General features: G+C 69.8%; 22 protein-coding genes. 10 read left to right on the top strand and 12 right to left on the bottom strand.

Annotated features, from left to right (window positions below; genetic code table 11):
• Nucleotides 1-44: 44 nt before the first annotated feature.
• The 3 genes from VG296_RS09055 to VG296_RS09045 form a co-directional block, all read right to left on the bottom strand.
• Complete coding sequence (locus tag VG296_RS09055; RefSeq protein ID WP_325565064.1) at nt 45-461, bottom strand: VOC family protein; 417 nt, start codon at nt 459-461, stop codon at nt 45-47.
• Between the two features lie 123 nt (nt 462-584).
• Nucleotides 585-1,115: a GNAT family N-acetyltransferase gene (locus VG296_RS09050; RefSeq protein ID WP_325565062.1), complete on the bottom strand. Its 531-nt coding sequence runs from the start codon at nt 1,113-1,115 to the stop codon at nt 585-587.
• Nucleotides 1,116-1,118: 3 nt separating this feature from the next.
• Entirely contained in the window at nt 1,119-1,988 is an 870-nt protein-coding gene (locus VG296_RS09045) for an aminotransferase class IV (protein WP_325565068.1), read from the bottom strand.
• 204 nt (nt 1,989-2,192) lie between these two features.
• Here VG296_RS09045 and VG296_RS09040 point away from each other — a divergent pair, with 204 nt between their 5' ends.
• Entirely contained in the window at nt 2,193-3,062 is an 870-nt protein-coding gene (locus VG296_RS09040; RefSeq protein ID WP_325565060.1) for an IS5 family transposase, read from the top strand.
• A gap of 20 nt (nt 3,063-3,082) precedes the next feature.
• Here VG296_RS09040 and VG296_RS09035 read toward each other — a convergent pair whose 3' ends face one another.
• The 3 genes from VG296_RS09035 to VG296_RS09025 all read right to left on the bottom strand — a co-directional run bounded on the left by VG296_RS09035 (nt 3,083) and on the right by VG296_RS09025 (nt 7,971).
• Nucleotides 3,083-4,834, bottom strand: coding sequence for a hypothetical protein (locus VG296_RS09035; RefSeq protein ID WP_325565058.1), 1,752 nt, complete (start codon nt 4,832-4,834; stop codon nt 3,083-3,085).
• A 180-nt stretch (nt 4,835-5,014) separates the two neighbouring features.
• The gene (locus VG296_RS09030; protein WP_325565056.1) at nt 5,015-6,202 is read right to left on the bottom strand and encodes an AI-2E family transporter; all 1,188 of its coding nucleotides are present in this window, start codon (nt 6,200-6,202) and stop codon (nt 5,015-5,017) included.
• 140 nt (nt 6,203-6,342) lie between these two features.
• On the bottom strand, nt 6,343-7,971 hold the full coding sequence (locus VG296_RS09025; protein ID WP_325565054.1) for a bifunctional DNA primase/polymerase: 1,629 nt from the start codon (nt 7,969-7,971) through the stop codon (nt 6,343-6,345).
• 73 nt (nt 7,972-8,044) lie between these two features.
• Here VG296_RS09025 and VG296_RS09020 point away from each other — a divergent pair, with 73 nt between their 5' ends.
• From VG296_RS09020 to VG296_RS09010, 3 genes are all read left to right on the top strand, one after another.
• Entirely contained in the window at nt 8,045-8,494 is a 450-nt protein-coding gene (locus VG296_RS09020; RefSeq protein ID WP_325565050.1) for a hypothetical protein, read from the top strand.
• Between the two features lie 111 nt (nt 8,495-8,605).
• Entirely contained in the window at nt 8,606-9,331 is a 726-nt protein-coding gene (locus VG296_RS09015) for a hypothetical protein (RefSeq protein WP_325565048.1), read from the top strand.
• An 81-nt stretch (nt 9,332-9,412) separates the two neighbouring features.
• Nucleotides 9,413-10,480: an LLM class flavin-dependent oxidoreductase gene (locus VG296_RS09010; RefSeq protein WP_325565046.1), complete on the top strand. Its 1,068-nt coding sequence runs from the start codon at nt 9,413-9,415 to the stop codon at nt 10,478-10,480.
• Nucleotides 10,481-10,507: 27 nt separating this feature from the next.
• Here the strand turns inward: VG296_RS09010 and VG296_RS09005 are convergent, their stop codons facing one another.
• On the bottom strand, nt 10,508-12,055 hold the full coding sequence (locus VG296_RS09005) for an MFS transporter (protein WP_325565044.1): 1,548 nt from the start codon (nt 12,053-12,055) through the stop codon (nt 10,508-10,510).
• Between the two features lie 412 nt (nt 12,056-12,467).
• Between VG296_RS09005 and VG296_RS09000 the strand changes: the two genes are divergently transcribed.
• The 4 genes from VG296_RS09000 (at nt 12,468) to VG296_RS08985 (ending at nt 15,394) form a co-directional block, all read left to right on the top strand.
• Complete coding sequence (locus tag VG296_RS09000; protein ID WP_325565042.1) at nt 12,468-13,826, top strand: FAD-binding oxidoreductase; 1,359 nt, start codon at nt 12,468-12,470, stop codon at nt 13,824-13,826.
• Between the two features lie 185 nt (nt 13,827-14,011).
• A complete protein-coding gene (locus VG296_RS08995; protein WP_325565040.1) occupies nt 14,012-14,386 on the top strand; it encodes a hypothetical protein in 375 nt (124 codons plus the stop codon).
• Between the two features lie 101 nt (nt 14,387-14,487).
• Nucleotides 14,488-14,928, top strand: a complete 441-nt coding sequence (locus tag VG296_RS08990; RefSeq protein WP_325565038.1) for a helix-turn-helix transcriptional regulator — start codon at nt 14,488-14,490, stop codon at nt 14,926-14,928.
• Nucleotides 14,929-14,962: 34 nt separating this feature from the next.
• On the top strand, nt 14,963-15,394 hold the full coding sequence (locus VG296_RS08985) for a VOC family protein (RefSeq protein ID WP_325565036.1): 432 nt from the start codon (nt 14,963-14,965) through the stop codon (nt 15,392-15,394).
• 57 nt (nt 15,395-15,451) lie between these two features.
• Here the strand turns inward: VG296_RS08985 and VG296_RS08980 are convergent, their stop codons facing one another.
• The 4 genes from VG296_RS08980 to VG296_RS08965 form a co-directional block, all read right to left on the bottom strand.
• Nucleotides 15,452-16,171, bottom strand: a complete 720-nt coding sequence (locus VG296_RS08980) for a response regulator transcription factor (RefSeq protein ID WP_325565034.1) — start codon at nt 16,169-16,171, stop codon at nt 15,452-15,454.
• Between the two features lie 369 nt (nt 16,172-16,540).
• Nucleotides 16,541-16,825, bottom strand: a complete 285-nt coding sequence (locus tag VG296_RS08975) for a histidine kinase dimerization/phosphoacceptor domain-containing protein (protein WP_325565066.1) — start codon at nt 16,823-16,825, stop codon at nt 16,541-16,543.
• A gap of 57 nt (nt 16,826-16,882) precedes the next feature.
• Complete coding sequence (locus VG296_RS08970; protein ID WP_325565032.1) at nt 16,883-17,815, bottom strand: G1 family glutamic endopeptidase; 933 nt, start codon at nt 17,813-17,815, stop codon at nt 16,883-16,885.
• Nucleotides 17,816-17,982: 167 nt separating this feature from the next.
• On the bottom strand, nt 17,983-18,765 hold the full coding sequence (locus VG296_RS08965; RefSeq protein ID WP_325565030.1) for an SDR family oxidoreductase: 783 nt from the start codon (nt 18,763-18,765) through the stop codon (nt 17,983-17,985).
• A gap of 143 nt (nt 18,766-18,908) precedes the next feature.
• Here VG296_RS08965 and VG296_RS08960 point away from each other — a divergent pair, with 143 nt between their 5' ends.
• Nucleotides 18,909-19,739 (top strand): helix-turn-helix transcriptional regulator, encoded by an 831-nt coding sequence (locus tag VG296_RS08960; RefSeq protein ID WP_325565028.1) that lies wholly within the window; start codon nt 18,909-18,911, stop codon nt 19,737-19,739.
• 69 nt (nt 19,740-19,808) lie between these two features.
• Here VG296_RS08960 and VG296_RS08955 read toward each other — a convergent pair whose 3' ends face one another.
• The gene (locus VG296_RS08955; RefSeq protein ID WP_325565026.1) at nt 19,809-22,013 is read right to left on the bottom strand and encodes an alpha-galactosidase D; all 2,205 of its coding nucleotides are present in this window, start codon (nt 22,011-22,013) and stop codon (nt 19,809-19,811) included.
• 147 nt (nt 22,014-22,160) lie between these two features.
• Between VG296_RS08955 and VG296_RS08950 the strand changes: the two genes are divergently transcribed.
• A partial coding sequence (locus tag VG296_RS08950; protein WP_325565024.1) for a glycoside hydrolase family 76 protein occupies nt 22,161-23,215 on the top strand: 1,055 nt, incomplete at its 3' end.

Here is a 23,215-nt window from a genome sequence, read left to right as displayed (position 1 = left end):
GCACGACGCTCGCTCAGATCAGATCGGCAACCCCGCGGCCAATATCAGTGCTCGTAGTAGCGCGCCTCGATCACGTTTCCGTCGAGGTCCTGGAAGTAGAAGTTCTCCGGCGCCCAACCGCGCGCGCCGTACGTGGGCCGGACCCGAGCGGAGGTGTCACGGCCGTCCGCGCGCAGCCGCTCGTCGAGGGCGTCGTACTCTTCGCGCGTCATCGCGATGCACACGTGGTTGACCTTGTGCCCGACGCTGCCCGGCGTGCGAGTGGCCTGTTCGAGCTCCGGCGCGGCGCTGAGCGGGGACAGGTCCATGATCGCGTCCTCGGCGATGCGCACGGACGGGAATGGCGAGTCTCCGCGCTTGTACTCCTCGAGGCGCACCGGCTCGAGCCCGACGACGTCTTGGAACCACTCGGCTGACTTCACTGGGTCGGCGACGTGCAGGACGACGTGGTCAAGCCGCATCTCGGAGCACCCTTCAGGCATGGTCGGTGATCTCAGCCGGACGTCTGCGACAGTACCGCCGATTTCCCTGGCTCGGGAGCCTCCGAGACGACGGCGCGTTGAGTCGCGGGCGCACTGTGCGTGTCACGCACGCTCCAGCAGGTAGATCGCGGCCGGGCCGGAGTCGCCGGGGTCGTCTGACTCGACGGTGCGGACGTCCACAAGACGGAAGCCGTTCTTCTCCAGCACTCGGCGCGACGCCGGGTTGGCTGCCTGCGGCACCGAGGCGATCCCGCTCACCTGCGGATACAGGCCGAATACGAGCCCGGTGAACGCGCCGATCATGGCCGTGCCGAGGCCGTGGCCGCACAGCTCCGGCGCTCCGATCAGATAATCGATCCCGGCGACGTTCGGCAGACCGATCGTCTGGTCCCATTCGGGATTGTCGGCGTGCAGGTATGTCTCGCAGAACCCGACGGGTGTGCCGTCGTCTATGAGGATCAGGAACAGGCGCGACTGGTCGGTGCCGTCGATCGCCGGGCCGTAGTGCGCGTCGAGCGCTGCGAGGCTGGTGTCCTCGCGCGGCCACCAGTGGGCGACGTGCGGGGTGTCCAGCCACGTGGCCAGCAGCGGCAGATCCGCGCGCGTGAACGGACGGAAGGACACGTCGGCCACGGTTCAGATCACATCCCAGGGGACTGAGTCGTACGCCGCGTGAAGCGCCTTGACGAACTCCGTCGCGATCGGCAGCTCGACGTCGTCGATTCTGCTCACGGCCGCGATGCCGCGCGAATTGGTGACGCATGCGCCGGCGAAGCGGCCGAGCTCGTCGAGCGTGACGCGTGCCGTGCGCGACGGCATGCCGTACTCGGCCAGCCTCGGCGCCACCAGTTGCATCGTGATGCCCGGCAGCACCGGCGCGTCCGGCCAGACGACGCTCGGGTTCACGGCGGCTGGGTTCGCAGCGCCCGGGTTCGCAACGTCCGGATTCGAATCGTCCGGGCTCGTCGCAGCATCGAAGAATGCGATGTTCGCGATTCCGGACTCTGCGATCGTGCCGTCCGGGGCGACGAGTAGCGCGTCGTCGTAGCCCGCGTCGATGGCGCGGTCGATGACGTAGCCCTGACCGAAATCGCCCGGCCGCTTGATGTGCGCGACCGCACGCTGGTATGCCGCCGACTTGAGCCGCTGTGTCGCGTCGGCGGGCATGGTGAACGGCGCGCGGACCGTCACGAAGACGCGGACCCCAGGACCGTCATCCGGACCGCTGCTTATGCCGACCTCGCCCGCGCCCCGCACGATCACCCGTACGGACGCATCGGCACTCCCAGCGCCCGCCAGCGCGTGCCGGATCATCCCCCTGACCCGATCCCCGTCCAGCGCCTCGCCGAATACCGCCCGGTTCGCCTCGTCGAGCCTGGCCAGGTGCAGGTCCAGCCCACGTGTCCGGCCGTCGCGGACCTGCATGGCCGTGAAGTGGCCATACGGGTTCAGCGCCGCGTCCTGCAGCTCCCCGCGGGTCGGCTCGTGGCCGTCCACCTCGATCATCAGCACGAACCCCACGTTACCCGGAAGGAACGGATCTGCCCCCCGATAAACCGACCAACCCTAGGCCGTGTCTTCAAAGCGGGGATGCTGGGTGGCGTTGCTGGTCACGGTCTGGTCGCGGTGGCGTGTCGCAGGGTGCGTATGAGTGAGGTCTCCGGTAGTTGAGTCGTCGACCAAGATGACTTTCAGTACCGGAGACCTCGGATGCAGACGATACCGGCTGGTGCCCGCTTTGATCTGACCGACGCCCAGTGGGCGGTACTCGAGCCGCTGTTGCCGGCCGGGGCGAGGCAGGGTCGCCCGCCGATCCACCCACGACGGCGGTTGATCGACGGGGTGCGCTGGCGGGTGCGGGTCGGAGCACCCTGGCGCGATGTGCCCGAACGCTATGGTCCCTGGCAGAGCGTTTACACCTTCTTCCGTCGCTGGCAGTTGACCGGGGTGTGGGCGATGCTGGTCACCGCGCTCCAGGCGCGGGCCGATGCCCGCGGGCTGATCACGTGGGACGTCTCGGTCGACTCCACGGTCGTGCGCGCGCATCAGCACGCCGCCGGCGCCCGAAGGGATCGCGCCGTGAGCGATGAGCCCGCCGATCATGCGCTCGGGCGCTCCCGCGGTGGGTGGAGCACGAAGCTGCATCTGGCCTGCGAGCAGGGCCGCAGAATGATGGCGCTGGTACTGACCGGCGGGCAGCGCGGCGATAGCCCGCAGTTCATCACGGTCCTTGCGCGGATCCGCGTGCCTCGCCCGGGTCGCGGTCGCCCGCGTACTCGCCCGGATCGCGTGCTGGCGGACAGGGCGTATGCGTCCCGAGCCAACCGTGCCCACCTGCGCCGACGCGGCATAGACGGCACGATACCGATCAAGGCCGACCAGGCGGCCAACCGGCGCAGGCGAGGCAGGCACGGTGGACGCGAGTACGCCTTCGATCGCGAGCGCTACAAGCAGCGCCACGCGGTCGAGTGCGGGATCAGCAAGCTCAAGCGGCACCGCGCCGTGGCCACTCGCTATGACAAGCTCGCCGTCCGCTACGAGGCCACCACGCAGATCGCCGCCATCAATGACTGGCTATGACACAGCTTTGAAGACACGGCCTAGAGGCTTCCGTAGATCTCCAGGTGTCCCTGGTCCCCGACGATCACCAGGCCGTCCGCGGTGGTCGGCACGGTGAAGTGGTCGAACTCGCCCGGATCGAGGCCGTCCCGTCCCGGATCGGCGGCGCTGGTCCACAGCTGCTTGGCGACGTCGTCCGCCGCGAACGCCCGCAGCGTGGCGCCATGCGTCTGGTCCACCGTCCACACCACGCCACTACCCGGTCGGCCGTCGTTCCCGGTGACGACGGGGATCGAGCCCGGGTACGCGTAGGCGAGCGGGGCCTGGGCGACGGGCGTGGCCGCGATCGTGCCGCCGGGCCGCAGCCGGTACTGGGTGAGCCGCGAGGTCGAGCCGCTGCCGTAGACGTACGAGGTCGCATCCTGCGACCAGTAAGCCCACGTTCCCCACATGCCGCCCTGGACGCTGTCGAAGCTCAGCTCCTGCTTGATCGTGTCAACATTCGTACGCGCCTCCATGGTGCGGCCGCACGGATTGGAGACCGAGTGGTACCGGCCGAGCGAGGCTTCGGAGAGCACGTATACGGCGCCGGTCTTCGAAGAGAGTACGAGCTCGTGTTCACCCGGGATGACCAGCGGCGAGCCGGAGCCGAGGTCCTGGTCGTGTTCGGCGCGGCAGAGCTGGTCGAAGGGAGTGAAGTAGTCGAGGACGTGCAGGGTTCCGTTCTCCGGTACGACTTCGAGCACTGAGTCGCCCGCGTCCCGGCCGCCGCGGTCCAGGTCGAAGGGCCCGTTCCCGGTGACGAGGTAGAGGTGGCCGTGGGCGTCGACGGTGATACCGCTCTCCGACTCCCACAGCCCGCCGCCCCACGCGTTAGGCGATGAGTTGAACACGACCTGCCGGGCCAACGTGGCGGCGGAGTAGCCGAGCACCCAGCCGTGGTACGGCGCCCAACCGCACCACGAGGCGAACCCGGCGTACACCACGCCGTTCACCTCGGTCAGCCCCATCCGCTGCTGCTCCTCGGTGGCCTTGAACGCGACGCTGCCGTTCACGGCGTCGAGCCCTGATCCGCTCACCGAGGCGGTCACCACCGCGGACGGATGAATATCAGCACCCGTAGTCAGGGCGAGTGCGTGCAGCCGGTAAGTCAGTGCGCCGTGCTCGACGTCGAGCGCCATGGCGTAAATGGTCTGCGTCGCCCAGTCGATGACCGGCGTGCTGGTGATACCGACTTCGGGGGCGATGGAGTTGCAGGTTCGGTTCTTCGCCACGCGGTCGGATGCGGCCTGGAACGTGCGTGCGCCCGGCTGGAGCAGTGAGACGTGCCAGAGCGGTGCGACGGTCGGGGACGTGGCGTCGGCGTCGAACGCGTAGACCGAGTCATGCTCCGTCGCCACGATCACGACATTGTGCACGCCGCCGTCGATGTGCAGTCCCGGCACGTACAGCGGCTGCGCGTAGATCTTGCCGTCCACCGGATAGCCGACCCGCTTGCCGAACCGGCCCGAGGTCAGCGCCGCCTGGCTGAGCTCGGGCTCCGCGTTGTCGAGCCCGAGCCGGGAGAGGTCGCCGCGCGCGGTGAGTACCGCGTCCGCCGGGCCCGGCTTGAGCGGAATCCGCGTCGCCGCCGCCGGATCAGGACCTCCGACGCCAGCGGAGCCGGACGGGAGTGCGGCCCGTCCGGGCACCGCCAGCACCTGGGCGATGAGCAGCACGATCACGCCGGCTGCCGCGCAGCCGGATAGGCCGTATGCGGCATGCCGCAGCGCACGCCGTCGCCCGAGGAACACCGGACCTCCCAAGGATACGAGTCCCTGTAAGTTAGGTTTACTAACCTTGTCCGGAACTTACCGCGCGTCCAAGGGGTCGTCAAGCGCCGGGAGAGAGAGGCCTAGGAGCGCGTCCGGGGAAGAGGCCTGCGAAAGCCTCTCGGCCTCGAGCTACCCGACTCCGACGGACTTGCCCGTGAGCTACTCGACGCTGGCGTCTGCCGGGTCGCTGTCGGCGTCGACGACCAGGTCGGGCTCGTCGGGCTGCGCGGGGACGACGGCGGACGCGGCGGGCTCGGCCGCGGTATCGGCGGTCCCGATCTCGGCGGGCCCGGCCTCCGCCTCGGCTCGCAGCTCCCTGATGACGGCCCAGGCGATCGAGATGAGCGGCACGGCGACGACCGCGCCGAGTAGGCCCGCCGAGATGGTTCCGGCGATCACCGAGACCGCGACCACCACCGGGTGCAGCCGGACGGACCAGCCCATCACGAAGGGCTGCAGGACGTGGCCCTCGATCTGGCCGAAGACCACGATCAGCACCAGCACGACGATCGCGGTCGTCACGCCTTGGCTCGCCAGGGCCACGACGGTGGCGACGGCCATCGCGATGGGGGAGCCGATCAGCGGGATGAAGCTGGCAAAGAACTCGAGCAGGATCAGCGGCAGTACGAGGGGGACGTGCAGCAGCTTGAGCGCGACGCCGACCATGATCGCGTTCGTCGCGGCCACGAGGATGATGCCGCGTGTGTAGCCCGCGAAGGTGTGCCAGGCGGCGGTGCCGCAGCGCTTCCAGGTCGGACGCACGGAGTCGGGCAGCTGGTCCTGGAACCAGTGCCACATCTTGTCGCCGGAGCTCGCGAAGAAGATCGAGCAGAACACGGCCAGCGCCAGCACGGTCAGCACGTCCACGATCCGGCCGGCGCCGTTCAGCGCCTGGTTGAGCAGCGTCGTGCGGTGTGCCGAGATGTACGAGGTGAGCTTGCCCTGCAGGTTCGACAGCGTGCTCGGGTTGACGTGGAACGGCTTGGCCTCCAGCCAGCGCTCGATCCGGGTCACGCCGCTGTGGAACTCGGTGTTGAGGCTGCCCGACTCGTTCGCGACGGAGTTGCCCGCGAACCAGAACAGGCCGCCGATCAGGGCGAGCCCGCACAGCGCGGTGAGCACCAGGGCGAGCGACCGCGGCACGAACCGGGCCAGCATGTTCACCGGCGGACGCAGCAGCGAGGCGAAGATCAGCGCGATGAACAGCGCCACGAAGATCAGCTCGAAGCGCAGCGCCACCAGGAACAGCACGTACCCGACCCCGCCGAGCAGCAGCAGCCGCCACGCGTAGTCGGAGACCTGACGCAGCCTGGGGCTGACCTCCCGCGGTCCGCCGCGCCCTTGCATCCTCGCCCAGCTCCTGCCCGTTTCGGTTCAACCCGCCGAGGCCAAGGCTAGCGGTTAGCCTGCGGCTAGGACCGAATCGCCCCCGACCAGGCGAATTTCCGGGCGACTTCCGAGTGATCCCGGGCGCGGAACGGCGGCGGTCAGCTCGCGGCGGCGGTCGGACGGGTCCGCGCGGGGGACTGAATGCTCCGGCGCATCGCGTTGAGCTGGGTCTGCAGCGCGCCGCGGCCCACGGCCTGCCGCGAGGGGGTGAGCGGGCTGACGGGCGTGCCGAAGTCGGCGACCGCCTCGGCCGCGCGCTGCATCCGGCGCACGCCGATCCACAGCGGCGAGTGGCGCAGGCCGTCCGCGTTGAGCTTGACCGCGATCTCCTTGGCCAGCGCCACGACCTGCCGCGCGGCCACCGACGTCAGGGACCTGATGAGCGCGAGGATCGGCGCGGGCAACGGTTCGGGCACGCCGATCAGCTCGTCGTTCAGGTCGCGCAGCGCGTCGACGAGCGCGAGGATCTCTTGCCAGGGCGCCGAGCCGACGATCGGCCCGCTCGCCTGCGCGGCGAGCTCGTACGCGTCGTCGAGCTCGGTGAGCTGCTCCGCGAGCGCGGCCGGCGCGGCCTCCCGGCCCTGCGGCGAGAGCGCGGGCATCGCCGGGAGTTCGAAGCTCGGGACCTGCCCGGCCAGCTCGCGGCGTACGGCCGTCGCCGCCATATTGAGCTGAATGTGGCGGCCGAAGACGCGCGGCCAGTCGGCGGGCTGTGGAACGTGCGTCGGGATCAGCGTTCTGCCCGCCTCGGCGCCGTCGTCCAGGCTGATCTGGTGCACGCCCGAGGCGGCTGCCGAGGCTCCGACGCCGACGAGCCGGCGCGGCCGGGCGATCCCGGCGGTCAGGCCCGAGCGCAGCGTGGCCGTGACCTCCCGCGCCTCCAGGCCCGCGCCGCGCGCCGCGCGGGTGAGTTCGACCTCGACCTCCGCCCGGTCCAGCAGGCCGCTGCCGACGAGCGTGCCGAGGTTGTACGCCGCCCTGTTCAGGGTGTCGTTGCGGGTGCCGACCCGCGCCGCGGCGACCCGCGCGATCTCCCGCTCCAGCGCGGTGCGCGCGTACGCCCCGCCGAGCTCGGCCCGCACCGGGCCCAGCGCCGACGCCAGCGAGAGCGGCTCGCCGGGCAGCGGCCGTTCCTCCATCGGACGCAGCAGTGTGCTGATCCAGTCGGGAAGCGGCGCGATCGGCGCGTCGTCGATCACCTGGTACTCCACACCGTCCACCCGCGAGCCGGGCGCGACCACGTAGCCCCCCGCGCCACGTGTGTCGATCAGCGGCCCGAGCCGGCGGACGGTGTTCCGCGGCGCCGCACCGTCGACCGGCGGCCGGAAGTACAGGTGCCGCCCGCCGCTCGGCGTGCTCACGGTGAAGGTGCGCGGCAGCTCGCCCTCGTGCCGCGCGGCGAGATCCTGCAGCACCCGCCAGCCGTCCGTCGCCCCCTCAGCCGCGCCCGCTCCGTTCTCCGCACCCTCCGCGTTCTCCCCGGCCTTCGCGACATCGAGGTCGACGACGACGAGGTCGCTCGGCCCGCACGCCACGCCGTAGTTGGCGCCAGGGCCCGGCGTGAGCTGCCGTAGCCGCAGCGGCGAGGTCGTGGCCGCGTGCTCCCAGTCCCGCGGCACGGCGGGAACCTTCGTCCCCGGTCGCAGCGGGAACAGCGCGAAACCCCGCGCCATCAGGTCGGACGCGGTACTGCGGTGCGATATCACGGACGCGTGCTGCTCGCTCATGGCAACCCCTCCTTCGAACAAGTGTGCTACTGATTCGCGCCGTAGGCAAGAGCGCTGCGCTAGTCTGCTGAGCGTGACGAATCCCGCCGACCTGGATCCCCAGGAGCGCAACCGGTTCATGATGAGCAAGATCCGCACCGACGGGCCGGCTCCCTATCAGGAGAGCCGCTACGTGCTGCGGGTGCTCTCGGTTCCCGGGCGCACGTCCGGAGAGCCCCGCCCGCTGCCGATCGCGGTCCCGATGGTCGAGGGGGAGCGCTACCTCTGCGCCCCGAATCGGCGCCGCGACTGGGTGCGCAACCTGCTCGCGGCGGGCGAATGCGAGATCGAGGGCGACCCGGAGCCGCGGCACCGCGCGGTGCTCGTCGAGGACGACTCGGCCGCGCGGGCGGTGCACACGTACCTGCTGAGCCTCGGCCGCCCGTCGACCGAATGGCCGTTCCCCAGCGGCGCGCCGGTGCCGGAGATCGCCGAGCACCTCGCCGAGATCGCCGTCTTCCGCCTGGAGCCGATCGCCGCCTGACCGGCGGATCGCCGATCGTCCGCGGACCGCTCGCTGACACGCCGTCAGGAATCCCGGGCCGACGGCGTGTTCTGGCGTTGGTATGAGGTCTGATCTGCGACCATGCGGCTCATGAAGATCATCCGTATTTCGGCGACGCTGCTGACCGCGATGCTGGCCATGTCCGCCGGCACCGCGAGCGCCTCGGCCGCCGCTCCGCGGGTCGCCGCCGGCGACCTGAACATCGCGATCACCCAGGGCTCGGCGACCGTGGTCAGCGGCACGTCGATCAAGTTCAAGGGCACCTACTCCTGCAACGACGCGCTCGGCGCACACGAGGTCACCATCGCCTTCGCGGTCGGCCAGGGCAACGGCGACGGCGGGCACACGGCCACGCTGAACGTCCCGTGTCAGGTCACGAACGGCGTGTGGTCCGCCACCGTGCCGTTCTCCGGGATCAAGACGAGCGCCGAGGTCGACGCCGAGGCCACCGTCGTCGACAACTATCTGCGTGCCACGGCCGACGCCCGGCTCGTCGCGCACACCGCCTTCATCAAGGCCAACCCGACCGCGACCGTGAACTCGAACGGGACGGTGACGATCAGCGGCACCTACGGCTGCTCGGACACGGAGACGGCCGACGTGATCGCCGAGGTCAACCAGATCCAGGCCGGTGGCGCGGCGGCGATCGGGGTCGCGGCGTTCACGGTCGCCTGCCCGGCGACCAACGCGCCGTGGAGCTCGAACGTGACCATGGCCCGCATCCCGATCTCCTCCACCAACCCGATCGAGCAGAGCTTCGACCTCACCTGGGGCGACGGCCGGGCGCGCGTCCTGTCCAGCGGCGAGCTCGGCTAGATTCGCAGGCCGGGCACGGAAGCAACGGACTCTGCGGCGCGTTGCCATCATCGATCACCGTGAAACGCAGATGGAGGCATCGTGCCGCAGAGTTCGGAACCCTTGCGCAAACTCGGATTCCTCACGATCGGCCTGTTCGACGAGGCCGATCCGCGGCCGGGCCACGAGACCACACTCAGCATCATCGAGCTCGGCGAACAGCTCGGCTTCGACAGCGCCTGGGTGCGGCACCGCCACCTGCAGTACGGCATCTCCTCGCCGGTCGCCGTGCTCGCCGCGGCCACGCAGCGCACGCGCCGGATCGAGCTCGGCACAGCAGTCATCCCGCTCGGCTGGGAGAACCCGCTGCGGCTGGCCGAGGACCTGGCCACCGTCGACATCCTCTCCGGCGGGCGGCTCAACCCGGGCATCAGCGTCGGACCGCCGATGCACTACGAGACCGTCAAAGAGGCGCTCTACCCGGACGCCGCGGACGTCGAGGACTTCGGCTACGCGCGGGTCGAGCGCCTGCTCGCGTTCGTGCGCGGGGAGAAGGCGAGCGACTTCAGCGGCACGGTCGGGATCGAGAACTTCTCCGACCGCGTGCAGCCGCACTCGGCCGGGCTCGCCCAGCGCCTCTGGTACGGCGGCGCCAGCCTGCGTTCCGCGCAGTGGGCCGGCGAGCACGGCATGAACCTGCTGACCAGCAGCGTCGTCAAGGCGGAGGAGTCGGAGGACTTCGCCGAGATCCAGCAGTCCCAGATCCGCGCCTTCCGCGCGCACCACCCGGACGGCGAGCGCGCCCGCGTGTCGCAGGGCCTTGTCGTCATCCCGACCGACTCGGCGTCTGCCGAGCAGAAGGCGAAGTACGAGGCGTACGCGGCGAGCCGCACGCCGCGCACCGCCACGCCGCAAGGCCCTGCGCGAATGATGTTCGCACGGGACCTGGTCGGCAACAGCACCGAGATCGCCGAGCAGCTGTACGCGCACGCGGGCTTCCGCGAGGTGGACGAGGTCGCCTTCGCGCTGCCGTTCTCCTTCGAGCACGCGGACTATGTGCAGATCCTCACCGACATCGCAACGAAGCTGGGGCCGGAACTCGGCTGGCGGCCCGCGTCGTCGCCATCGTCGGATTCGTCCTCGGCTCCGTCCTCAGCTCCGTCTTCCTGAAGGGGTATCCGTCCTTCCGAGCGCGCATCACGCCGTCGGCGGGCGCGGTGCTCCGGTCGGGTTGCTCAGCAGGCCGCCGGACTCGCCGACCGCCGTCAGCGGCGTAGCCACGTCCTCCAGCGACCTGCCCTCCGCGTCCACGCCGAGCGTCAACTCGACGATGGCTCCGGCGATCATCACCGCCGCGCCGATGAGGTAGCCGATCCACAGCGCCGAGTGGTGCTCCAGGTAGTTCGCCGTCTGCCCGGTCGTGTTGCCGATCAGCTTGCCGTAGAACCACGGGCCGAAGGAGCCGAAGCACTGCGCGATCGCGAAGAACACCGCGATCGCCTTCGCCCGCACCTCCACCGGGAAGATCTCGCTGACCGTCAGGTACGCGGCGCTCGCCCCGGCCGAGGCGAAGAAGAAGATGAAGCACCAGCAGATCGTCTGGGTGAGCGCTGTCAGCAGCCCGGCGTGGAACAGCATGGCGCTGCCGGCGAGCCCGATTCCGGCGATGAAATACGTGCCGGTGATCATCTTGCGTCGCCCGACCGTGTCGAACAGATGCCCGAGCAGCAGCGGCCCGAGAAGGTTGCCGGCCGCGAACGCCATGAAGTAGTAGGCGGTGTTGCCGTTCGCGACGCCGTAGATCTTCGTCAGCACGAGCGAGTACGTGAAGAAGATCGCGTTGTAGAGGAAGGATTGTGTGATCATCAGCGAAGCGCCGAGGATAGACCGGCTCGGATAGCGCCGGAAGAGCGTCTTCGTCAGCTCCCAGTAGCCGACGCTGTCCGCGGGCAGGATCTCGATGGCCTTCGACTCGTCGACGGGCTCGAGCGTGCCGCCCGACTGCACCGTCATCTCCTCGATTCGGGTCACCGCCGCCTCGGCCTCATCCACCCGGCCGTGCATCACCAGCCAGCGCGGGCTCTCCGGGAGGTTGCGCCGCACGAACAGGATCACGAAGCCGAGCACCGGGCCGAAAAGGAAGCCGATGCGCCACGAGTAGCTGACGTCCAGGTGCTTGATGACGGCGATGGTCAGCACCGACGCCAGGAACGCGCCGGCCCAGTACGTGCCGTTCACGGCGATGTCCACGCGGCCCCGGAAGCGCGCCGGAATCAGCTCGTCGATCGCCGAGTTGATCGCCGCGTACTCACCGCCGATGCCCGCGCCCGCGATGAACCGAGTCGCGTTCAGGTAGAGCACCCAGCCCTCGCCCCTGCCGAAGGTCAGCGCGCTCAGGCCGCCGCCGACCAGGTAGACGCCGAGCGTGATCATGAACAGGTTGCGCCGTCCCCAGCGATCCGAGAGGTTGCCGAAGAACAGCGCGCCGAAGACCTCGCCGAGGAGGTAGATCGTGCCGACGGAGAACGCGACCGAGCCGGTGCCCATGCCCAGCGACTTCGGGTCGGTCAGATACGGGCTGACGTTGCTCGCGATGCTGACCTCGAGGCCGTCCAGGATCCAGGCGACGCCCAGCGCGACGACCATCATCGTGTGGAAGCGCGACCAGCTCAGCCGGTCGATGCGTGCCGGGACCAGACTGCGGATCCCGCCGCTGAACGTCTCTGGTTTGCTGAGCGTGGCCATCGTGGGCACCTCGTTTCGCGCGGATCGGGAAGACATTTCGCGACATTCCGCAATGCCCCGATTACGTCCAGGGAAACGGTGGATGGCCGAGTGCGCAGCCCGGAAGCGCCGAACGCGTGAACCGGTGCGCCGGCTGTCTCATCACGGCGCCGCGCGCTGTCTCACAAACTCTTCAGGGATGTCCCAAACCGCAGGTCAATGGCTTGCGACCGCCCACGTTGTCTCACGACCCGGCAAACCCGTTGTCCCGCACCCGTCCGATGCAGCAGAGTCATGACCAGCCCACCCGCACACGCCACGGGGGCCGTGCTCGGGTCAGTCCCAACAGGGGAGTGCCGGTGTCGTCCCGCCAACGACGACACCGGCACGGGACGCTCTTTCTTCTTCGTTCCGTCTCATTAGACTCATTCCGGTGACACTCAACGAGCTGGTTCACGCGGTCGGCGGCCGGGTCATCACCGACCCCGACGACGTCCGAGACTTCTGCCACGACGAGCACTCCTACGTGAAGCCGGGCCGTCCGTGCGCGGTCGTGATCGCCGAGTCCGCCGCCGACGTGCAGGCGGCCGTCCGTTGGGCCGCCGAGCACCGGGTGCCGCTCATCCCGCGCGGCGGCGGGACGGGGATCGTCGGCGGCACCGCCACCACCGACGGCTGCCTCGTCGTCTCGCTCGCGCGGATGACCGCCATCAAGGAGCTGTCGCCGCAGGACGAGCTCGCTGTCGTCGAACCGGGCGTGATCAACGCGGACCTGGACCGTGCCGCGCGGGCACACGGGCTGATGTACGCGCCGGACCCGAGCTCGTACGAGACGTGCACGATCGGCGGCAACCTCGCGACCAACGCGGGCGGGCTGCGCTGCGTGAAGTACGGCGTGACCCGCGACTCGGTGCTCGGGCTCGAGGCCGTGCTCGCGGACGGCTCGCTGATCCGCACCGGCCGGCGCACGGTCAAGGGCGTGACCGGCTACGACCTCACCGGGCTGCTCGTCGGCTCCGAAGGCACGCTCGGCATCATCACCTCGGCCACGCTGCGGCTGCGCCCGGCCCCGAAGCACCCGCCGGTGACCGTCGCGGCCGAGTTCTCCAGCCTGGTCGACGCGGCCGAGGCGGTGTGGGCGATCGTGCGCGCGAGCGTCGGCCCGAGCCTGCTGGAGTTGATGGACCGCGCCACGCTCGAGGCGCTCGACGACTGGCGGCACATCGGCCTCGACGCGAAGACCAGCGCGATGCTGCTGTGCCAGGCCGACGGCCCGGACGCGGCCGCCGCGGCGCAGGTCATGGCCGAGTGCTGCACGGTGAACCGGGCAGCGGTGGTCGCAGTCTCGGACGACGAGGCCGAGGCCGCGCAACTGCTCGACGTGCGCCGGATGGCCTTCACCGCGATCGAGCGCATGGGCGCCTGCCTGATCGAGGACGTGTGCGTGCCCCGCTCGAAGCTGCCGGAGATGTTCGCCGCCGTCGAACGCATCGCCGCGGCCTATGACCTGGCCGTACCCACCGTCGCGCACGCCGGCGACGGCAACCTGCACCCGGTCTTCGTCTTCGACCGCGGCCTCCCCGAGATCCCGCGCGCGGTCTGGGACGCGGCCGAAGAGGTCTTCCGCGTCGCACTCGACCTAGGCGGCACACTCACCGGCGAGCACGGCGTCGGCACCCTCAAACGCCACTGGCTGGGCGCCGAGCTCGGCGACGCGACGATGGCCGCCCAACTCGCGATCAAGAACGCCCTCGACCCGCTGGGGATCATGAACCCGGGGAAGGCGATCTGATCGGGCAGCTTGCGGTCTCGTAGATCGCCGCTCCGCGACTGTGAAACAAGGCGCCGTCTGGTCAGCGCTCGCCTGGGGGAGCGTTGGCGGCTTGCGGTCGGTGGGTGGCCCTGCGCTGGCCTTATCCCGCCCGCGCCGCCCGCGCCGCCTGCGTGAATGCGATGATCAGGGGTAACACGCACCATATGCACGCTTATGAGCGGATCGAGGACGGACAGTACCGGAGCCACGAGACCGTGCAGCTATTCGGCTGGACGCCCCCTGTGACCTGCCTGTGCGGGCTCACCTCCGACCAGCTGACCCGCCTCGTGATCCCCGGCGGAACCAGGGCGAAGGTGGACGACTGCGCCGCGTGCGGACCCCGGCGGGCCGAGCGGTACGTCGACGTGCGAGCATCCGAAGGCGATCCGTGGCACTCGATCGCGCGCTCCGACCCGAGCCGCACGCTGTGCAGCGTGTCGGCCGGTGACGGCTGGGCCTTCTACCGCCCTACGGGGAGGCCGCCCAAGGCCGCCCGATGCGCATCCTGCGAACAGGTCCGCGCGCCCTCGGATCGGTAACGTCAGGCCGGAGCATCGGCTCCTACGTCCGGGCTGCCTGCGCCTGTTCCGTCGACGTCGGCTTCCCTTTCCCTGTCGGAGCCCTCGCCTACCATCGGGATATGGCCTCCGAATCCGTGCGTATCGGGCGGCACCTGCTGCGGGCGAAGGATCTTGCGGACGCGCGGTATGCCGAGCCGCTGACGGTTGACGACTTGGCGCGGGCGGCGGGGTATTCGCGCGCGCACTTCAGTAAGGAGTTTCGGCGGGTCTTCGGCGAGTCGCCGCATGCGTACCTGCTCACGCGGCGGCTCGAGCGCGCGGCGGCGCTGCTGCGGACCACGGACTACGCGGTGGCGGACATCTGCTTCTTGGTCGGGCTGCAGAGCGTCGGGTCCTTCACGACGAGCTTCGTGCGCATGTACGGGCTCAAGCCCACGGACTACCGCTCGGCGTTCCCGCCGGCCTCGCAGTTCGCGCTGGTGCCATGGTGTGTGCAGCGTGCGTACGGCAGGCCGAAGCACCGGACGTTTCGAGAAGACGCGCCGGAGCCCTCGAACTAGCGTTGAGCCCATCGACCCGACACCGGAGGCTGCTATGTCGTACCAGCTCGCGAACTACCAGGTATTCGTCACCGACCAGGACGAGGCCCTGGACTTCTACGTGAACAAGCTCGGCTTGGAGGTCCGCTCCGACGTGACTGTGGCGGAGATGGGGAACTTCCGCTGGCTCACCGTCGGTCCGGTCGGGCAGCCGGACACCGCCATCGTGCTGATGGCCATCCCCGGCGAGCCGGTCTTCGACCAGGAGACCGAGGGCCAGCTCAGGAACCTGCTGGCCAAGGGCGTCGGCAGCACGATCTTCCTGACCACCGACGACTGCAAGGCCTCGTACGAGGAGCTGTCCGGGCGCGGCGTCGAGTTCCAGGAGAAGCCGGAGGAGCGGATCTACGGGATCGACGCCGGGTTCCGGGACCCCTTCGGCAACCAGTTCCGGCTCACCCAGGTGCGCGCCGGCTTCGGGTCGTAGGCGACCGAGCCGCCGCCGAGCCGTAGCCGATCCGCAGCCGAACCGCCGGGCGGCCTACTACGCCTGCCCGCCCGGCGTGACCAGCCCCGTCTCGTACGCGTAGACGACGACCTGCGCGCGGCTGGCCAGGTTCAGCTTGGTCATCACTCGGTAGATGTGCGTTTTGACGGTCGCCTCGGCCAGCATCAGCTCCGCCGCTATGTCGGTGTTCGACAGGCCGGTGCCGACCATCCGCAGCACCTCCAGTTCACGGCTGGTCAGCTCGTCCGAGGGGCGGCGCGGCGCGGGATCCGGCTCTGCGGGCGGCTCGGGGGACGGGGCGGCGTCGGCTGCCGAGTCGTGCTTCTGCTGGAAGGCTTCGACCAGCCGCCGGGTGATCTCCGGGGTGAACGCGAGATCCCCGGCGGCGACCGCGTCCACGGCTGCGAACAGCCGGGCCGCGGGAGTGCTCTTCACGAGGAAGCCGCTGGCGCCCGCGCGCAGCGCGTTGTGCACGTGTTCGTCGAGGTCGAAGGTCGTCAGCACGAGGATCCGCGGCGGCTCGCGCCCGTCCCGCTCGGCCTCGGCGAGGATCTCCCGGATCGCGGTGATGCCGTCCATCCCGGGCATCCGAATGTCCATCAGGATCACGTCGGGGGCGAGCTCCGCCGTGGCCCGCACCGCCTCGAAGCCGTCCCGCGCCTCGGTCACGGCGTAGTCGTTCGGCGCCGCCCGCAGCAGCGCCGCGAGGCCCGCTCGCACAAGATCCTGGTCGTCAACCACGAGCACGAGCGTCACGGTCCTGATGATATGCGAGCGGCCTTCGGGGAGTCTACTTCCGGGCTTAATGGCAACCTCAGGATGACCGAGTAGCCGCCGCCGGGCCGCGGACCGGCCGCCAACTCGGATCCGCAGGTGGCCGCGCGCTCGCGCATGCCGATGAGCCCGAGGCCGGTGCCGCCGTGCCGCATCCGCTCCGGCAGCACCCCGATCGCGTCCCGCGTCGGCGGTCCTTCATGCCGCGGCGGCGCGTCGTTGAGCACGGATATCCGCAGGCCGGAGCGCTGATAGGCGAGGCGTACGCGCGTCTCGGCCCGGGCGCGCGCTTGGCCACGTTCGTCAGCGCCTCATGCACGATCCGGTACGCACACGCGTCGGCGCCCGGGGTCAGCGGACGTCGCTCGCCGGAGATCTCGGTGGCCACCGGCACGCCGGTGGCCCATGCCCGCTCGACCAGCTCAAGCAGCGGTCGAGGCTGAGAGCGGGCGTATATTCGAGTTCTGCCTCATCGCGTGTCGGGGTGTCAGGTCGTAGAACCGTCAACAGGTTGCGCATCTCGCCGACCGCGTCCCGGCTCGCGGCGGCGATCAGGCCGAGCGACTCGCGCGCCTGCGCCGGATCGGATTCGAAGACGTAGTGCGCGAGTTCCGCCTGGACGCTGATCACCGAGATGTGGTGCGCGTCAGCGTAGCGAACGCGGCGCTACGGGGTTCGTCGGGTGCTTACGCGCTACGTCCTGCCGAACAGCTGCCCCGCGCGCCGCAGCGGCGCGGACGCCATCGTGCCGGTGTAGTTCACGATGAAGTCGCCGTCCGGGTCGGCGTCCGTGGTCGTGGCGATGACGTTGTTCAACGAGTCCGTCATGTCGATCGGCTGCGCGGCCGCCGCCTGCGGCGAGCCGCCGTTGATCGTCGCGCCGGTGAAGCCGATCGCGCCGAAGTCGGGCAGCGTGGTGATGTCGTTCCCTGAGCTCACGGCCTCGGCGACGATCTCGGCGCTGGCGTTCTGGCCGCTCGGCAGCGAGACCGGGTTCCGCACCGTCCAACGCGCGGTCCAGTCCGTCAGCACCATGACGTACCTGCCGTGGCCCTGGGAGACGATCGAGGATGACATCCGGTCGCCGGCCGAGACCGGCGCGTTGTAGACCTGGACGCTGTTCGCCGGGTATGTCTCCCACCAGGCGAACTGCTGCGGCGTGCCCTTCGAGCAGTCCACGCCAGTTCCGTCCTGTTCGACGCTCGTGCTGCCCCAGCCGTCCAGGCCGACCCAGAACCCGACGATCCCGTTCGAGGTGCAGGTCACGCTCGGTTCGATCCAGTTCGCGGCCACGGAAGTGTACTTGCCGCCGGTCACCGCGTACCCGGCCCAGTTGGTGCTCTTCATCGTGCCCGAGGTCTTCCCGGGCGGGACGTGACGCTGCCGGACCGCGTGGGACAGGAGACTGAGGCTCCGCGCGGGCACGCTCGCGCGGCGCGCGTCCGATGAGGTTCGCGTGGTGCCGGCGGTGTCGGCAGTGCCCGCGGGACCAGTGGCGCCGACGGTGCCCACGGCGTCGGCCGTGCCCGCCGCGCGCGACGGGCACGCGGCGTGCGCCGTGTCGGTCCCTGCCGCGCAGGCCAGCGCGGCGAGCAGCACCGCGGAGAGTGCTCGGTTGTTCAGCATGCCTCGTCCTCGACTGTGCGGGCCACCGGAGTGACGCCTTGTCAGATATCCTGACAATCCGTACCCCGCCGAGATCAAGCCACGCATATACGCGCCGAGCGTCACCCGGCCAGCCGCAGCCGCCTGTCCGTATGCCGGGACTTCCGCGTACCCGAGCGAACCCGGCGTCAGGCCTCTTCGCGTCCGCTCGGCTGACGGCTCGGCAGCATCGCGAGTGCCTGCGAGCGCTGGGCGACCAACTCGGCGTAACTGCCGTCGCGTTCGGCCCATCGATGCATCTGCACACCCTGCACGAGGATCTCGTGCGGAGTGGGGTCGGTCCTGAGCAGGTCCATCACCTCGGTGGCGAAGTCGGCCAACGCGAGCGCGCGCGGATTGCGCTTCGCGTGCTCCGGTAAGGTGGCGACGGCCGGGGGGACGAGTTCGGAGACCTCGACGCCGGTCCCGTCGAGTTGTGCGCGCAACGCTTCGGAGTATGCGTGCACGCCGGCCTTGGAGGCGGCGTAGGTGGGCATGACGGGGAACGGCAGGAACGCGATGCCCGAGGTGACCGTGACGATCGTACCGGCGCCGCGTGCGATCAGGTGCGGGGTGAACGCGTCGATGACGCGGATGGTGCCGAGCAGGTTGGTGTCGACGGTCTTCGCCGAGTCGCTGAAGTGCGCGGGGTCGCGCAGATCCTCGGGGATCATGACCCCGGACATCGTCACGATCGTGTCGAGGTCCGGGTGGGCGTGCACGATCGTGTCCCGGGCACGGTCGATGCTGTGCTGGGCGGTCACGTCGATCTGAACGGTGTCGAAGCCGTCAGCGGCGAGCTTGGCGAGTTCGTCGGTCCGTCGGCCGCCGACGATGACGGTGCTTCCGGCCTCGGCGAAGCGCCGGGCGAGCTCGCGGCCGATGCCCGAGGTGGCACCGGCGATAAAGACAGTACGGTTGCTGATGTCCATGCACTACTCCTGGATCCGGAGCGCCGGCGGTGCGGCGACACGTTCAGTCTCGGCCCGCGGGCGCGGGCCGGGCAGTACCCCCGTCGTCCGTAGTCCTGGCAGGGCCCCCCTTCGCCGCGGGGCGCTGAACTACGATGCTGAGCATGGGTGATGACCGCGCCAACCTGCTCGGGAGCTATCTCCGTGCCCGGCGTGCACTGGTCACTCCGGAACAGGCCGGGATCCCCGCGGGCACGAATCGCCGCGTTCCCGGGCTGCGCCGGGAGGAGGTCTCGATGCTCGCCGGCATCAGCGCCGACTACTATCTGCGGCTCGAGCGCGGACGCGACCACAACCCCTCCACGCAGGTTCTCGAATCACTCGCGCGGGTCCTGCGGCTCGACGAGGTCGAGCAGGACTTCCTGCTCGGCCTGGCCGCCGCGCGCCCCCGGCCGCGGCGGCGCCGCAAGCCCGAGCGCGTGCCAGCACGGTTGCACCAGCTGCTCGCGAGTGTGCGGGTTCCCGCGTTCGTGGAAGGGCGCGCGTTCGACGTGCTCGCTTCCAATGAGCTCGCGGTCGCGCTCTCCCCACGCCTTCAGCCCGGGTACAACCGTTTGCGGTCACTGCTCCTGGATCCCGAGGAGCAGGCGTTCCAGCAGGACTGGACGCGTTCCGCCGAAGGATTCGTCGCCGCCTTCAGAAAGTCCGTCGGCGACGACATCGACGACCCGCGTCTCGTGGAGCTGGTGGGCGAGCTCGCCCTCGCGAGCGAGCGGTTCCGAGCCCTCTGGGCGCGCCACGACGTCCGCAGCCTGGACGGCGGGACCACCACCGTGAAACATCCCGTCGTCGGCGAGCTCCATCTGCACCGAGACAAGCTTCCCGTCGGCGATCTGCTGCTCGTGCTCTACTACCCCGACCAGGGCAGCGAGAGCGATGAGAAGCTACAAGTCCTCGCCTCCCTGGCTCAGACCACTCGCACCCCGCTGGAATGAGTGATGCGTGCTTGATCACCTCGGTGATCAAGCACGCATCAGCAACGGAACGCGCTGCCTACCTCATCATCACTGGTTGACGACGATCGAGTTGAAGTCCGGCGCGTACGCCGAGCCGTTCGAGATCTCGATCGTGTTCGACCCGGCCTGCAGCGGGAAGTAGTCGGTCACCGTGCCCGGCGTCGAGAAGCCGCCGGTCGGAGTGAAGACGTTCGTCTGCACCACCGTGCCGTTGACCGTGAAGGTCGCGGACCGGCCGGTCGTGCCCGACGTCCCGTCGCAGTACTCGATCTGCACCGGGTAGACGCCCGCCTTGCTGGCGTTGACGCTGTACGTGATCGTGCCGCTGTTGTTTCCGACGTACCCGACCTTCTCGCCGCCCGTGCACGCGCTGCAGCTTGCGGCTCCGGCGCCTCCTCCGAGCGTGGCCGAGGCCGCGAGGTACGTCGTCGAGGAGGTCGTCGGGTTCGTCGGCACGGTGACCGCGTCGAAGTCCGGTGCGTACGCCGAGGAGTTAGAGAACTCGATGGTGTTCGATCCGGCCTTGAGCGGCAGCGACACCGTCGTCGAGCCCGGGTTGGCGAAGCTGCCGGTCGGCGTGTAGGTCACGGTCCCCGCCGACGCGCCGTTCACCGTGATCGTGCTCGATCGGCCGGTCGTGCCGGACGTACCGTCGAGGTATCCGATCTGCACCTCATAGTTCCCGGCCGTGCTCACGTTCACGTTGTTGAACGTCAGCGTGCCGCCGCTGCCCACGAACCCGACCTTCTGGCCGCCGAGGCAGGAGTTGCAGCCCGCGACCGCGGCGCCACCTGACAGCGTGTTGGCCGAGGACGCGGCGAGGTACGTCGCCGAGCCTTGCGACCCGGAGACCGGCACGAGCTTCAGGATCTGCGAGGCTCCGGCGGCGAGCGTCACGCTGTAGGTGCCGCTGAGCGTGCCGGCCGAGCCGCCGGTCCACAGGTCCGTGGCCGCGGCGCTGCCGGTGATCCCGGCCGCCGCGAGCGAGACCGTCACCGTCTGGCTGCCGCTCCCGTTGAAGTTGAACAGGCCGAGGATGACGTCGCCGTTCGGCTCGGTCTTCGCGTAGGCCTGCTGGTTGACGTTGCTGACGATCCGTCGTGCGTCGATGCCGTCCTGGTCCACGGCGACGATGTTCGCGTTCTTCAGGTCGGCGACCTCGGTCGAGTTGAGCTGCGTCAGGTCCACGCCGAGCAGCAGCGGCGAGGCGGCCATCGCCCACAGCCCGTACTGCGACTGGCCTTCGGTCGTGCTCAGGCCGTCGGTCGTCGAGCCGTCGCCGAACTCGATCGAGTCGTAGTCGTTGAACGCACCCGGCCCTCCATACGGCTGCCACTGGGCGATCTGGGCGAAGCGGCCCTGGATGCTGCCCCACGTCGTGAGCGGCTGCGGGTTCCCGGCCGCGTTGGTGCCGCAGTAGCACTCGATGTCGCCGCCTGTCCGCCAGCCGTTCGAGTACTGCGCCCAGGTGGAGGCATTGGCGATGTCCAGGCTGTTCGACAGTTCGAGGTGGATCGGACGACCGGACTGCGCCAGCGCCGTGGACCACGCCTGGGTGTCGCCGATGTCGGAGTCGCCGACGCCGTCGAGCTTGAGGTAGTCCACGCCCCAGGACGCGAACTCGTCGGCCCACGAGTTGATGAACGCCTGCGCGCCGGCCGCGCTGTAGTTGATGCCTTGCATGCCGCCGCAGTTGTAGTTCGCCTCGCTCGCGCCGTTCGCGATCTCAGAGGCGGTGTACGAGGTGCCTTGGATCGGCGTGTTCTTGGAGACGGCCTGGTCGGAGATGCCGGGCGTGACGTAGAGGCCGAACTTGAGGCCGAGGGAGTGGACGTAGTCGGCGACGACGGCGATGCCGTTCTCACCGCTCGAACTCGGCGGGAAGCTGGTCGAGTTCGTCACCCATCTGCCGTAGGAGTCGACGTCCGGGCCCTGGCTGCCGGGGCAGTTGTACCAGAAGTCGTCGACGTTCACGTAGACGTAGCCGGCCGACTTGAGACCGCTGGAGACCATCGCGTTGGCCTGAGCCTCGATGTTGGCTGCTGTCGGATCGTGTCGGATATAGCTCCAGCTGCTCCAGCCCATCGCGGGCGTCTGGCCGACGCCGTTGGACTCGGCCGCGGCCGGCGGGGCGGCGGCGAGGGTGCTTGCGCCGACGCCGGCCAGTGCGGTGGTGGCCGTGATCAGTGCGGTAAACAGCCCGGACCAGCGGCGCCGGGCGCGCGGGACGGGGGAAGGCGGGTGCGACGGCATTGACGGACCCTTCGTGGGTGTGTGTGGGACCTGATTCCGTTCTGCGGTGCAGTGAACTACCGGTCTGGACCAATGTCAATAAATGTTGGAAAACGTCTTTTCGCGTGCTTTCGGGCCGAGGTCGGCGGTGCCTGCCATGATGGAGGGGTGAGGCGAGCCGAACGCGGCGGGGCGATGGTGCCCGAGCTGCCGGAGCGGGCGAGCCAGTGGGCCGCGCGCGCCGAGCTGGCCGAGCGCGCGGTCCGGGTTCGTCACCTGCGGCGGCTCTGGGCGCTGCCCGGAACGCTGCTCGGGGTGTCGAGCTGGCCGGCGTCCCCCGCGCAACGGGTGTTCGGTCCGTGGAACTACTGGTGGCAGGCGCACGTCCTCGACTGCCTGGTCGACGCCTACGTGCGCAGCCCCGACCCCGCGCGCCGAGCCCGCGTCGCCCACTTCGTCAACGGCATCCGCAGCCGCAACGGCAAGGACTTGCTCAGCGACTACTACGACGACATGGCCTGGCTCGCCCTCGCCCTGCAGCGCGCGGAACAGTACGTGGGCGTTCGCAGGCCGGGCGTCGTGGAGCAGTTGGCGGGCGCGCTGAGGCACGGCTGGACGGACGACTCCGGCGGCGGCATCTGGTGGCGGCTGCGCGACAAGTACGACGAGGACTTCAAGAACGTGCCCGCCAACGGCCCGGCCGCGATCCTCTTCGCCCGGCTGCACGACGAGCGCGGCTTCGACACGGCGCGCTGGATCGAGGCGAACCTCGTCGATCCGCAGACCGGCGTCGTCTGGGACGGACTGCACGTCGGCGGCGACGGCTCGATCCGGGAGGTCGAGAAGGCCACGTACACGTACTGCCAGGGCGTGTACCTCGGTGCCTGCCTCGAGCTCGCGAGCTGGGGAAATGACGGCCAGTCAGGCGTTTGGGCGGAACGCGCCGCGCGCACCGTGACGGCCGTCGCCGCGCATCTGACCCCGACGACGCCGCCCAACGCGCGCCTTGTACTGCTCGGGCAAGGCGGGGGCGACGGCGGACTGTTCGCCGGGATCCTCGCGCGCTACCTGGCCCGCGCCGCGCTCACGCTCCCGGAACTCGGCCGCGACTACGAGCCGGAGGCGTTCCTCGCCGCGGAACTCGTGCTCCACTCCGCACGCGCGGCCTGGCGCAACCGCGCCGCAGCCCCAGGCGGCCCGCTGTTCGGCCCCGAATGGTCCCG

Source organism: Actinospica sp. (assembly GCF_035552695.1).
Classification (GTDB): Bacteria; Actinomycetota; Actinomycetes; order Streptomycetales; family Catenulisporaceae; genus Actinospica.
The sequence above is the reverse complement of the archived record's forward strand: the minus strand, read 5'-3'. Positions and strand labels throughout refer to the sequence as shown.

Bases quoted from the DNA above. Each gene is read 5' to 3' on its own strand.
- VG296_RS08960 (WP_325565028.1), top strand. From the start codon at position 18,909: ATGGGTGATGACCGCGCCAACCTGCTCGGGAGCTATCTCCGTGCCCGG.
- VG296_RS08970 (WP_325565032.1), bottom strand. From the start codon at position 17,815: ATGCTGAACAACCGAGCACTCTCCGCGGTGCTGCTCGCCGCGCTGGCC.
- VG296_RS08985 (WP_325565036.1), top strand. From the start codon at position 14,963: ATGTCGTACCAGCTCGCGAACTACCAGGTATTCGTCACCGACCAGGAC.
- VG296_RS08955 (WP_325565026.1), bottom strand. From the start codon at position 22,013: ATGCCGTCGCACCCGCCTTCCCCCGTCCCGCGCGCCCGGCGCCGCTGG.
- VG296_RS09005 (WP_325565044.1), bottom strand. From the start codon at position 12,055: ATGGCCACGCTCAGCAAACCAGAGACGTTCAGCGGCGGGATCCGCAGT.
- VG296_RS09045 (WP_325565068.1), bottom strand. From the start codon at position 1,988: ATGATCGAGGTGGACGGCCACGAGCCGACCCGCGGGGAGCTGCAGGAC.
- VG296_RS09055 (WP_325565064.1), bottom strand. From the start codon at position 461: ATGCGGCTTGACCACGTCGTCCTGCACGTCGCCGACCCAGTGAAGTCA.
- VG296_RS09030 (WP_325565056.1), bottom strand. From the start codon at position 6,202: ATGCAAGGGCGCGGCGGACCGCGGGAGGTCAGCCCCAGGCTGCGTCAG.
- VG296_RS09025 (WP_325565054.1), bottom strand. From the start codon at position 7,971: ATGAGCGAGCAGCACGCGTCCGTGATATCGCACCGCAGTACCGCGTCC.
- VG296_RS08965 (WP_325565030.1), bottom strand. From the start codon at position 18,765: ATGGACATCAGCAACCGTACTGTCTTTATCGCCGGTGCCACCTCGGGC.
- VG296_RS08995 (WP_325565040.1), top strand. From the start codon at position 14,012: ATGCACGCTTATGAGCGGATCGAGGACGGACAGTACCGGAGCCACGAG.
- VG296_RS08990 (WP_325565038.1), top strand. From the start codon at position 14,488: ATGGCCTCCGAATCCGTGCGTATCGGGCGGCACCTGCTGCGGGCGAAG.
- VG296_RS09015 (WP_325565048.1), top strand. From the start codon at position 8,606: ATGAAGATCATCCGTATTTCGGCGACGCTGCTGACCGCGATGCTGGCC.
- VG296_RS09040 (WP_325565060.1), top strand. From the start codon at position 2,193: ATGCAGACGATACCGGCTGGTGCCCGCTTTGATCTGACCGACGCCCAG.